Here is an 11,848-nt window from a genome sequence, read left to right on the forward strand (position 1 = left end):
CAGGCACTCGCCGGCGAAGAAGTCGAAGATCTGGCCGGCGCGCACCGTCTCGCCGATGCCTTCGGCCAAGGTCTTGCCTTCCTCACGCGACAAGAGCTTCCCGAGTTCGTCCTTGCGGGCAAGGATCTCGTCGGCGGTCTTCCTCAGGATCGCGTGGCGCTCGAGAATACCGGAGCGCGACCAGGCCGGAAACGCCGCCTTGGCGGCAGCGATCGCTGCGCGCGCATCGTCCGCCGACGCGCGGGCGTATTCGCCGACCACGTCGTTGGTATCGGACGGGTTGATGTTGCGGAACGCTTCGCTACCGGCGATCCATTCCCCATCGATCAGGTTTTTCTGCACCATATCTATCCTCCGCGGCGCTCACACTTTGATCATGTCTCTGCTTATCGGATGCGATGGATCCGGCAGAAAGAACAATCTTTCGACCCCGCCATTGCCAAAACGGCAAACCTAAATTCCGACCCGAGCGTTGCCGTATCGGCAATGCCAACTGCTAAAAATTGTGCTTTATGAGATGCCAAATTCCATCATCATCGCTCCCATAACAAGCAAGGGGAACGATATGTCTCGTTTTATGATGAACCGCCGAGGTTTCCTTTCGAATGCGGCCGCAATGGGCGCGATTGCCGCAACTCATAGCCTCATCAATGTTTCACCAGGCCTTGCGGCCGATTCCGCGACGATACGCATGCAGCTCGGTTGGCTGCCATCGAACGGGCTTCTCGGAGAGCTCGTGGCCCGCAAGAAGGGTTACTACGCCGAGAAGAGCATAGAGCTCGAAATCGTGCCCGGCGGACCGAATGTCGATGGTGTTGCGGGTGTTGCCGTTGGCCAGTCGACCATCGGTCAGATTTCCTCCAGCCCGTCAGTCATGCTGGCTCGTTCGGCTGGCGCACCGATCAAGGCATTCGCCGCCGGCTACCAAAAACATCCTTTCGCCTATTTCTCTCGCAAGGCAAATCCGATCGCCAAGCCTCAGGACATGATTGGCAAGACGATCGCCGCGATCCCGACCTCGGTCATTCTTCTGCGCGCGCTTCTCGCCAAGAACGGCATATCGGAAGACCAGGTCAAGATCGTCAACATGGGCTCGGACATGAACCAGCTCGTGACCGGCCAGGCCGATGCGGTCTGTGGCTGGCTGACGAACGTCAACGCCCTGAAGGTGCTTGGGGATGACCGGGTCGATCTGACGCTCTGGGATGGCGGTATCCGGCTTTATGCCAACGTCTACTATACCACCGACGACCAGTTGCAAAATCACGCGGACCAGCTCGCAGCCTTCGTATCCGGTTCGGCGCGCGGGTGGGGTTATGCCCGCGACCATCAGGAAGAGGCCGTCGACATCCTGCTTGATACCTACCCCAACCTCGACAAGGCGAGCGAGCTGGAGGCCATCGGACCGCTGATGAAGTTCGTGTTCAACGAAACCACCGCGAGCGAGGGTTGGGGAGGCATGGACCAGGCAAACTGGGCGGAGCAAATCAAGACCTATGCGGACCTCGGCCAGTTCACAGGTCCGGTTCCCAACGTCGACGCCGTCTACACAATGGCAATCCTGGATGCGACAGCCGATGTCCGCAAGAGCGTAGGATAAGGCGATGTTGGAAACGCTTATCAGACCCGGCCAGGCTTCGCTCGGCAACGCCGCGGTGTCGGTGAAGAACCTTCACATTCGCTTTGGCGCGGATGATTCAGGCTTCACCGCACTCTCCGATGTCTCGGTCGAGATACCGGCCGGCTCGCTCGTGACCATGCTCGGCCCATCCGGATGCGGCAAGTCGACTTTGCTGCGTACCGTCGCGGATCTCGTGCACATCACCGACGGTTCGGTGTCCGTCCATGGCCAGACACCGCGCAAGGCGCGCGAGGGACGCGATTTCGCCTTCGTCTTCCAGGAAGCGACGCTGCTGCCGTGGCGCAATGTTATCGACAATGTGCGTCTCCCGCTGCTGGTGGGGAAACGCGAACCGGGCGCGACCTATGCCGATCCGGAAGAGCTTCTCGCCCTCGTGGGCTTGAAGGGGCGCGAGAAGGCGATGCCGCACGAATTGTCGGGCGGCCAGCGCCAGCGCGTGGCGATCGCCCGGGCACTGGTGACCCGCCCGCGTATTCTCTTGATGGACGAGCCTTTCGGCGCGCTCGACGAGATCACGCGCGACAAGCTGAACGAAGAACTGCTGCGCCTCTGGCAGGAAACCGGCACGACGATCCTCTTCGTCACCCATTCGATCCCCGAGGCCGTCTTCCTCGGTCAACATGTGCTGATGCTCGCCGCCCATCCCGGCCGCGTCAAAGAATTCATGAAAGTCGACTTGCCCTATCCGCGAACTCTCGCGATGCGCGACACGGTCGAGTTCATCCAGGTGACCGCCCACCTGCGCAAACTTTTGGGAGAATGCTGATGGCGAATGCCCTTCCTTCACAGGCGGAAGGCCGCGCTTTGACCGACGGCAACCGGTTCCGGATACTCGATGGTCTTGCCGCTGCGATCCTGCGACATCTTCCGGCGACACTCGCGATCCTTGGCTGCATCCTTTTGTGGCAACTCGTCGTCTGGGGTTTTTCGGTGCCGACCTTCATGGCGCCCGGACCGGTCGACGTCATCAAGGCCTTCGGCGAAAACGCCGGCGTGCTCTGGACGAACTTCTGGCCGACGCTCATGGAGGCCGTTCTCGGTTTTATCTTCGGCAATGTCATCGCCGTCCTTCTGGCGGTCTGGTTCGTCTATAGCCCGCTCGCGGAACGCGCCTTCTATCCGATCGCCGTCATCATCAAGTCGATCCCGATCATCGCGCTTGCCCCGATCCTGGTGCTGCTTGTCGGCAACGGCATCGCGCCGAAGATCATCATCGCCGGCCTGATCTGCTTCTTCCCGACGCTGGTCAACATGGTGCAGGGACTGAAATCGGCGAGCCCCGCAATGCTCGACCTGATGCGCATCCTGTCTGCCAGCAATTCCGAAATCTTCTGGAAGGTTCGCCTGCCGGGCTCGCTGCCCTTTCTGTTCGCCGCGCTGAAGATTGCGGCAACCAGCAGCGTGATGGGCGCGATCGTCGCCGAATGGATCGGCTCCAGCTACGGTCTCGGTGCGCTGATCATCGAGGCGACCTACAATTTCCGCTCGCCGCTGCTTTACGCGACGGTGGTGATTGCGGCCTCGCTTGCCGTGGTTCTCTTCTTTGCCGTCTCCTACGCGGAATCGAAGATCGTCCGCTGGAAACCGACGACAGACCACTGAGCCCCAAACCCTTTGCTGCCGGACCTGGATAACCGGGTCCGGTCAACCGACGAAGTCACTGGCTGTGAGCTCCTCACATTTTGCCGGACACGTCCCCTATGGAGGAAACGACCATGGAAACAATCAGAGAACCCCTGCGCAATGCCCGGATCGTCGACCGCTCGGACGTCGTCGTCGTCGGCGGTGGACCGGCTGGGATCTCCGCCGCGGTTTCGGCGGCACGCACCGGAGCCAGCGTCACGCTTATCGAACGCTATCCCTATGTCGGTGGCCTTGCCGCAGGCGGTATGGTTCTGGTGCTCGACGACATGGTCAACGGCGTCGAAATCACCGTGCGTGGCATCTGCATGGAAATGATCGAACGGATGAAGACGCTCGGCCTTTGCGTCACGCCGACGGATGGCGACCGCCAGCTCGATATTCGCGATACGCCGGAAGCCTGGCAAAGATGGGCGCGCTGGGGCCTGTTCGACTTCCACACGCCGTCTGCGCCGCACCCGATCTGCTATGCGGCCGCCTTCGATCCGGACGCCTTCAAGCGCGTCTCCTATGACATCCTGCGCGAATCCGGCGTGAAGCTCAGGACCCATAGCTGGTTCTCCTCGGCGATCCTCGAGAACGGCACGATCAAGGGTGTGGTTTGCCAGACGAAATCCGGCCGCGAGGCCATCATGGGCGACGTCGTCATCGACGCCTCGGGCGACCTCGACGTTGCGGCCGATGCCGGCGCCCAGCATACGGACGGCAATTTCATCCTGACGACGGTTTCCCGCTGGGGGGGCATCGACACTGAAGCCGCCGAGCGCTTCGAATTTGAGGAACCCGAAAAGTTCAAGGCAATCGACCACGAGGCCAAGCGTCTGATTGGCGGTTGCTGGTCGTTCTGGTGGCTGAAGACCCCGCTGCCGGGCGTCATCTGGCTCAACTGCCCGCACATGCCGAAGCTCTCTGGCCTCCGTGTCGAAGACTTAACCTATGCGGAACTCGAGGGCCGTGGCCGCATTGCCCGCCTGCTCGACTTCGCCCGCGCCAACCTGCCGGGCTTCGAAAATGCCCATGTGATCGACTTTGCGCCGCAGACGGGCGTGCGCCAGTCGCGACTGCTCCAGGGCGAATATGTCGTCACCAAGGACGACGTGATGAACCGCCAGCACTTCACCGACACAGTGTGCCGTGGCCGCGACTACTACACGCCCTATAGGGCCATGCTGCCCAAGGAGGTCGATCAGTTGATCGTCGCAGGCCGGCATTATTCCGCGACCATTCAGGCGCAAAAATCGAGCCGCGAGATCCCGCCCTGCATGGCGATGGGCGAGGCGGCCGGAGTTGCCGCCACCGTCGCGCTCAATGCCGGCGTCAAGGTGCGAGACGCCGACGTCAAGGCGATCCAGAAGCAGCTGCGGGCGCAGGGTGCCGATCCCGGCGACGTACCATCCGAAAATGCAACCTATCTGGAGGCCGCAGAATGACGTCTCTTCCCCTCGACGGTATCCGCGTCGTCGACTTTACCCAGGTCATGCTTGGCCCGTGCTGCACGCAGATGCTGGCCGACTACGGCGCCGAGGTCATCAAGGTCGAAAAGGCCAAGATCGGCGACCTCTCGCGCTGGTCGCTGGGCTCCGACCCGGATGGCCTCAACAATCCGGTTTTCTCCTCGCTCAACCGCAACAAGAAGAGCCTTGCACTCGACCTCAAGCAGGACGAGGCGCGGGCAGCCGTCCGCGCGCTGATCGACACTGCCGACGTGGTCGTCAACAATTTCCGTCCTGACGTCATGGAGCGCATGGGTTTCGGCTATGAAGAGCTGAAGCGGACAAACCCACGGCTGATCTACGCCGTCGGCACGGGCTTCGGCCTTGAAGGCCCCTACCGGCACAAGGGCGGGCAGGACATCCTGGCGCAGGCGCTTTCGGGCGTCATGCGGCGCAAGTCCGACGCGAGCCATCCGCTGTCGATCTACGCGACGCCGCTTGCAGACTACTCGGCCGGCATGCACCTCGTGCAGGGCATTCTGCTTGCCTTGCTGCATCGCGAAAAGACCGGGCACGGCCAGCAAGTGGCGGTCAGCCTCTACAGTTCGATGCTCGCCATGCAGATGCAGGAAGGCACCACGCACATGATGCGGGAAAAGGACCTGAACTGGGGCGCCTTCCCGCTGACGGGCGTGTTCGAGACGACCGACGGCGCCATCGTCATGGTCGGTGCCTTCAAGCAGAATCCGCTGCGCGACATCTGCAATGCCCTTGAGATCGAGGACCTGTCCCTCCAGCCGCAATTTGTCGATTTCGACGCGCAGATGCAGCGCCGTCCGGATTTGCAGCAAATCTTCCGCGAGGCGTTCGCAAAAAACAGCAGCGCCCATTGGCTCGGCCGCTTGGAACAGGTGGACATTCTCTGCGCACCGGTACGCTCGCTTCCCGAAGCCCTTAACGACGAGCAGACGACGATCAACGGCATGATCCTGGACGCGGGAGAGACGAAGGCCGGTCCGATCCGGCTGGTTGGTTCGCCGATCGACATGTCGGCGGCGACCGTGACGGTTCGCATCGCGCCGCCGACGCTCGGCGAGCACAATGACGAGATCCTTTCGGGGCTTTCGGTTCGTCAGGGAGATGCGGCATGAGCGTCACCTTCGTGGTAGAGGATCGCGTCGCAAGCGTCACTCTCAACCGTCCCGAGCGGATGAACGCGGTGGATGCCGCAACCGAGCGCGAACTGGATGCGATCTGGGAGGAGATCGAAGCACGCGACGACATCAGCTGCGTCGTCTTGACGGGCGCCGGCGAACGGGCGTTCTGCGCCGGGGCGGATCTGAAGGGGGCTGAAAAGACCGGCCTTGATTACTGGACCGAAAGCCGGCCGAACGGCTTTGGAGGACTGGCCTTTCGCCGCTCTCTGGATGTTCCTGTCATCGCGAGGGTCAATGGCTATGCGCTCGGTGGTGGATTCGAGATGGTTCTCGGCTGCGATATCGTCATAGCTTCGACGGAGGCGGCCTTCGGCCTGCCCGAGGCTCGCGTCGGGCGCCTGCCGCTCGATGGCGGCATGGTGCTTCTTCAGCGCAGGATCCCGCACAACCTTGCCATGGGTGTGCTGTTGACCGGGCGGCGGTTCTCGGCCGCCGAGATGTACGCCTTTGGTATCGTCAACGAACTTGCCGAACCGGGCGAACTCGACGCGGCCGTCTCCCGCTGGGTGAAGGAAATCGTCGCCTGTGCGCCGCTCTCGCTGCGCGCCATCAAGCAGACGGTCAATCGCACCGGGCACCTGTCTCCGGCGGAAGCCCAGGGATTACGCACGCCCGCGCTTGTGAAGGCGCTGAACAGCGAGGATGCGCTGGAAGGTGTGCGCGCTTTTCAGGAGAAGCGCGCGCCCGTTTGGAGGGGACGGTGAGCGTGTTATAGGTCGGGGCCTAGGGGAGGAGGGGTCCAATCGAATGCACGCCAGCATCCTGAAATACTTCGTCTCGGTCGCTCGGTCCGGGTCCATTCGCAAGGCCTCCGAGGAGCTTCATGTCGCATCCTCGGCGGTCAGCCGGCAGATCAAGAAACTGGAGGACGAGCTTGGGATCGCGCTCTTCGAGCGGCTCTCGAATGGTCTGAGGCTGACTGTTGCCGGGGAAAACGTGCTGCGCCACGCCCGGGTGACGCTGGAAAATTTCGAACTGCTGCGCAGCGACCTCGGCGCCCTGCAGGGGAAAAAGACCGGTCGCGTGCAGATGTCCTGCCTCGATAGCCTGGCAATCCAGTTCCTGCCGGACATGGTCAACGCGTTCCACAGTATCCATCCCGGCGTGAGCTTTCACATCCACACCGCCGGCCACGGCAATATCAGCAGCCTGGTCGCCGAGGGCGATGTCGATATGGGCCTGACCTTCGATCTGGCCCGGCCGGACGATACCGAGATGCTCTTTCGCGTGCCGATGCCGCTGATGGCCTTCGTCGGACGGGAACATCCGCTGGCCAAACAGCGGCAGGTTTCGCTTGCCGAATGCGCCCAGTACGACCTTCTCCTGCAACTCGACACGCAACCGATCCGCTCGCTCATCGAAATCGAACTCTCGGTCTTCGAGCGGACCGGGCGGCCTTTTGTTCTCTCGAACAGCCAGATGATGCTCAAACCTTTCATCCTGTCCGGGCAGGGCGTGGCTTTCTTCACGCCGATCGGTTTCCTCGCCGAGATCAGGTCGGGCGATCTCGTCGCCATACCGCTTTCCGGCTCGCGCCTTCAGAACCTGCATGTCGGGATTCTGGTGCAGCGACGCCGGCAGCGCACGCATGCGGCGGAAGCCGTCATCGAATTTGTCGGCGCGGAACTGCAGAGGTTCAGCGACCAGATCATGGAAGCGATCCATCCGTGAATACAGCATCCGTTCCCGGGCGACTTCTCTTGCGGCCGGGCCACGAGGCCGCAGGGCGCACGCAAAATCTGTTGGATCATTTGCCTGAGGGCGCCTCATGGACGACGATCCCGGCCGGTGCTCTGCTTATGCCGCCGCCCGTCAACGCCCATGACCATGGTTATGGCATCCGCACGCTCGATTTTGGCAACGCGGACGATGCCCTGGAAGTGTGGATCCCGGGACTTCGGCTTCGACCGCGAACCGAGCCCTATCTGGAAGCGCTGGTGGCCTTCTCAAGGTTGGCCCAAACGGGCGTCGGCGCGACCATGCATTGCCATAATTCTTTGAACATCGACCGTCTCGTCGACGAGGCAGGCGCGGTCATGCGCGCGGCGTGCGATGCAGGCATAAGGCTTGCGCTTTCCTGCCCGCTTCTCGACTACGATCCGTGGGCCTATGACGGCGGGCCTCAGCGATTGCGGCCATATCTTGATCCGGCAGACTGGGACGATCTCAGCGGCTCGATCCCGAGCTATGCGTCGCCATCGGTGCAGATCTCGGCAGCCGACGCGGTCGCTGCGGCCAACACAAGTCCGTTGATCGATGTGCAGTATGGTCCGATCGGGCCGCAATGGTGTTCCAATGCACTGCTCGAAGCGATCGCCGAGGCCTCTCACGCAACCGGCCGGCGCATTCACATGCATCTCCTTGAAAGCCCGAGGCAGAGGCAATGGCTGGATCGGCGCTTTCCGCAAGGGGTTGTCCGATACCTCGACGAGATCGGCTTCCTTTCGCCCCGCCTCGCCGTCGCCCACGGCGTCCAGCTGCGACCGGACGAGTTGGAGCTGCTGGCTGCGCGCGGCGTGCAGCTCGTTTCGAACCCTTCGGCGAATTTGCGCCTGCGTTCAGGCGTGGCGCCGGTCGCCACCATTCCGCCAAGCGGCCCCGCTTTCGCGTTCGGCCTCGACGGAACGGGCTTTGACGATGACCAGGATCTCTGGCGCGAATTGCGCCTTGCCCATCTGCTGCATGGCGGCCGCGACCTGACGCGAACCTTTACGGCGGGACGTGTCTTCGATGCCGCGATCCATGTCGGCGCCAAGGTGGTGAACGCCCCGGCGAACGAAGACCTGGTGCTCGTGGACTATGCTGCGCTGGTTGCCGACAGCCTGATGGACGACCTGGATGAAGCGGAGGTGCTGCTTACCCGGATGACGGCCGCGCATGCAAAGGCGCTCTATGTCGGTGGACAGGAGATCATGTGCGATGGACGGTTGACCCGGGTCGATTTCGAGGCTGCCCGGGCCGAACTCCTGCAGCAGGCGCGCGCTGACCTTCCGCGGCTGACCGCCGAGCGCGGACGCGTGACCAAACTGGCCGCGGCAACAAGGGCCTATTACGCCAGCTGGTGAGCGCGGCGACAAGGCGGTAGGCGTCACCCGCTGGTCTCCTATAGGGGGCGGACTTGCTAAGCGATCGCGGCTGCCTTTTCGAAGGCGGCAACGAAAGGATGGTCCTGCGTCGTGGAGCACTCCTTGTTCCAGCCGCCGGGCGACCCCATCCCCGTGACATCGGACCCGAAGAACTCCTTGTTCACAGCGATGAAGTGGCGCTGGTTGTTTGGTATCTCCTGATCCCAGACAATGGCATCGACGGGGCAGATCGAAAGACAGAGCCCGCAATTTATGCATTCGTCGGGGTGGATGTAGAAGGTGCGGCCACCCTCGTAAATGCAGTCCACAGGGCAGGCGGCGGTGCAGTCGCCATCCTTCACGTCGATGCAGGGTTCGGTAATGACATAGGCCATCTTGCGGATCTCTGAAGAGTTGCTTGCACGGCCAATTATTCAGAGTTTCCCTTGCCGAAGAAGCACAGATATTCGCAAGGTCGATTGCCAAAAAGGCAACGTCCGGGGCCCGTTCTCTCGTGGTTGGGCCTGTCGCCATGGCGAAGTGCTGCACAAGCGCGAGCCGTGGAGCGCGCGTGACCGCCCGAACGTAGAGAGAGCCGGCAATCCCGAATGCGAGCTCGGTTGAGAGGCGTCGGTGATCGCTGCGACAGTTATCGCGATCCGATCTCGTGGTGGCAACGGGACGAGAAGACAACAGGCCAACGATTCCCGGGCGCGTTGATTGCGGCTATCAAAAACCGAGAGAAAAAAAACGGACGACCCACTTTGGATGAGCCGATTTTTGTCAATTTTCAATTGACATTTGCAGCTTTCATTAAAGTAGCAGTGGCGATAACTTTACAGACGCGCTACAATGTCAAACATGAGTGGACAAAGCGAGACACAGCTAAAGCAGCTTCTCCAAGCCGTCCCACCTGGATTCCTGGTGGACACTGCGTGGATGGCTCGTCACGCCATCTCGCGACAATCGGTTTCGGGCTACGTCAAACGCGGTTGGTTGGAACCAGCATTGACGGGCCTCTATAGACGTCCATTTTCGCCAGACACGAACCCGGATGCCGTTACGGGATGGAAGATCCCTTTGCTTTCGGCCATATGGCTGATGCGGCACAAATTCCACGTTGGCGGGGCAAGTGCTCTCTCCCTGCGGGGCCACAGTCACTATCTCTCGCTCAGCGGCGAGTTCGTTCTTTGCCTCTACGGCTCCGACATTCCGTTGTGGCTGTCGAAACTGCATACCGATGCGCGGATCCTGACCAGAAGCGCCAATTTGTTTGGAGACGCGGCCCTCGGCGTTGAACATTCTGATTTCAATCTATCGGACGATGCCGACGGCGAGCTCGCCCTGAGCCCCTGGCGCTGGCCGATCCCGATGTCGTCTCCCGAACGCGCGATCATCGAAATGCTCGATGAGCTGCCAAAGAGCGAAAGCTTCCACACCGTCGACATGACGTTCGAGAGCCTGGCCAATCTGCGCCCGAAGCTGCTGACAAGACTTCTGGCGGAGTGCCGAAGTGTAAAGACCAAGCGCCTCTTCTTCGTTTATGCAGACAAGCACGGGCACGCCTGGCGCAGGCACATCGACATGTCAGCGATCGATCTCGGCACGGGCGACCGAGCACTCACCCCAGGTGGTCGGCTTCACCCGGCTTACCGAATCACCATTCCAGACGAGCTGATGCCAAAGGAGACGCCCCGTGGCGCGTGAGCAATATATGCGGCAAGTGGAACTCCTGGTGAGGACCCTTCCTTTCATTGCACGTCAGGAAACCTTCGCCCTTAAAGGTGGCACGGCGATCAACCTCTTCTACCGCGACATGCCACGACTATCAGTCGATATTGATCTGACCTATCTCCCGATCGAGGATCGCGAGACGACGCTGAAAGGTATCGACACCACACTCGAGCAAATCCGCGACGACCTACTGCGAAACCTCCGGGGTGTCACGGTGCAGAGGATAGCCGGCGGAGGCAACAACGACACGCGCGTCCTCGTCCGGCAAGGAGGCGCCGAAATCAAGATCGAGACCTCGCCGGTCGCCAGAGGGACGGTCCACCCGCCTGAACTACGACGCGTGAGCGAAGCGGTCGAAGACGAATTCGGCTTTGCGGAAATGCAGGTCGTTTCGTTCGAGGACCTTTTCGGCGGCAAGCTGCATGCAGCTGTCGACCGCCAGCATCCACGTGACTTGTTCGACGTGAAGCTGCTGTACGAGAATGAAGGTGTGACAGATGCGTTGTTTCACACGTTCCTCGTTTATGTCGCAAGCTCCGGCCGACCGCCGCACGAATTGGTGCGTCCGTCGCTCGTGAAGCTCGACGAGGCTTTCGTAAAAGAGTTCGAGGGCATGACATCGGAAGCAGTCAGCCTTAACGAGTTGGAAGGGGTGAGGAACCGATTGACCGGCGATATTCTCGCAAGGCTGGATGAAAACGCCATGCGGTTCCTTCTAACGCTCCATGACGGCGAGCCCGATTTCGACGCGATCGGCCTTCCACAGGCAGCGGAGCTTCCGGCTGTCCGCTGGAAGGTCCTCAACCTCGTAAAGCTGAAGGAACAGAACCCCGCGAAACACCTCGAACAGCGCCGTGAAATACTGGGCATTCTTTCTTAAATCTGGCTCAGCGGTTCTGGGTACCTCACATCGCCGACATGCCTCACATGCCCAAGCCCAGTCCCTTCTTCAGCCCACACGTGAGTTCATAGGCCCGGCTCAACTCCGCCCGGTGTCCTATTGACAAGGCTGGCGACGTGAATAGCCCCGAGTTTCGTAGACACCCTCGGGTTAGATTTTCTGCTGCTTCTCGAACTCGACGGGTGACAGCATCCCGTTCCTGACGTGTTTGCGTT

General features: G+C 61.3%; 12 protein-coding genes. 10 read left to right on the forward strand and 2 right to left on the reverse strand.

Annotation, left to right across the window (positions count from 1 at the left end):
* On the reverse strand, positions 1–345 hold a 345-nt coding region (locus ASD01_RS25170; RefSeq protein WP_156623699.1), incomplete at its 3' end, for an aldehyde dehydrogenase family protein.
* 220 nt (positions 346–565) lie between these two features.
* On the opposite strand from ASD01_RS25170, the gene ASD01_RS25175 reads away from it, so the two are divergent.
* The 8 genes from ASD01_RS25175 (at position 566) to ASD01_RS25210 (ending at position 8,998) form a co-directional block, all read left to right on the forward strand.
* A complete protein-coding gene (locus tag ASD01_RS25175; RefSeq protein ID WP_060644536.1) occupies positions 566–1,600 on the forward strand; it encodes an ABC transporter substrate-binding protein in 1,035 nt (344 codons plus the stop codon).
* A 4-nt stretch (positions 1,601–1,604) separates the two neighbouring features.
* A complete protein-coding gene (locus ASD01_RS25180) occupies positions 1,605–2,408 on the forward strand; it encodes an ABC transporter ATP-binding protein (protein ID WP_034796056.1) in 804 nt (267 codons plus the stop codon).
* Positions 2,408–3,244 (forward strand): ABC transporter permease, encoded by an 837-nt coding sequence (locus ASD01_RS25185; protein ID WP_034796058.1) that lies wholly within the window; start codon positions 2,408–2,410, stop codon positions 3,242–3,244. The genes ASD01_RS25180 and ASD01_RS25185 overlap by 1 nt, the downstream gene beginning before the upstream one ends.
* Before the next feature lie 113 nt (positions 3,245–3,357).
* Positions 3,358–4,713, forward strand: coding sequence for an FAD-dependent oxidoreductase (locus ASD01_RS25190; RefSeq protein ID WP_060644542.1), 1,356 nt, complete (start codon positions 3,358–3,360; stop codon positions 4,711–4,713).
* The gene (locus tag ASD01_RS25195; RefSeq protein WP_060518083.1) at positions 4,710–5,867 is read left to right on the forward strand and encodes a CaiB/BaiF CoA transferase family protein; all 1,158 of its coding nucleotides are present in this window, start codon (positions 4,710–4,712) and stop codon (positions 5,865–5,867) included. Before ASD01_RS25190 ends, ASD01_RS25195 begins: the two co-directional genes overlap by 4 nt.
* Positions 5,864–6,637: an enoyl-CoA hydratase-related protein gene (locus ASD01_RS25200; RefSeq protein ID WP_060644537.1), complete on the forward strand. Its 774-nt coding sequence runs from the start codon at positions 5,864–5,866 to the stop codon at positions 6,635–6,637. The genes ASD01_RS25195 and ASD01_RS25200 overlap by 4 nt, the downstream gene beginning before the upstream one ends.
* Before the next feature lie 43 nt (positions 6,638–6,680).
* Positions 6,681–7,604 carry a LysR family transcriptional regulator gene (locus ASD01_RS25205; protein ID WP_034796085.1) on the forward strand — a complete coding sequence of 308 codons (924 nt, stop codon included), beginning with the start codon at positions 6,681–6,683 and terminating at the stop codon, positions 7,602–7,604.
* 128 nt (positions 7,605–7,732) lie between these two features.
* The gene (locus ASD01_RS25210) at positions 7,733–8,998 is read left to right on the forward strand and encodes an amidohydrolase family protein (RefSeq protein ID WP_112772042.1); all 1,266 of its coding nucleotides are present in this window, start codon (positions 7,733–7,735) and stop codon (positions 8,996–8,998) included.
* Between the two features lie 56 nt (positions 8,999–9,054).
* Here ASD01_RS25210 and fdxA read toward each other — a convergent pair whose 3' ends face one another.
* A complete protein-coding gene (gene fdxA, locus ASD01_RS25215) occupies positions 9,055–9,393 on the reverse strand; it encodes a ferredoxin (RefSeq protein WP_060644539.1) in 339 nt (112 codons plus the stop codon).
* Between the two features lie 466 nt (positions 9,394–9,859).
* Between fdxA and ASD01_RS25220 the strand changes: the two genes are divergently transcribed.
* Positions 9,860–10,705: a type IV toxin-antitoxin system AbiEi family antitoxin domain-containing protein gene (locus ASD01_RS25220; protein ID WP_060644540.1), complete on the forward strand. Its 846-nt coding sequence runs from the start codon at positions 9,860–9,862 to the stop codon at positions 10,703–10,705.
* A complete protein-coding gene (locus ASD01_RS25225) occupies positions 10,695–11,612 on the forward strand; it encodes a nucleotidyl transferase AbiEii/AbiGii toxin family protein (protein ID WP_060644541.1) in 918 nt (305 codons plus the stop codon). The genes ASD01_RS25220 and ASD01_RS25225 overlap by 11 nt, the downstream gene beginning before the upstream one ends.
* Positions 11,613–11,848: the final 236 nt, after the last annotated feature.

Origin of the sequence: Ensifer sp. Root423, assembly GCF_001426275.1 — a bacterium.
In the GTDB taxonomy this organism is placed as follows: domain Bacteria; phylum Pseudomonadota; class Alphaproteobacteria; order Rhizobiales; family Rhizobiaceae; genus Ensifer; species Ensifer adhaerens.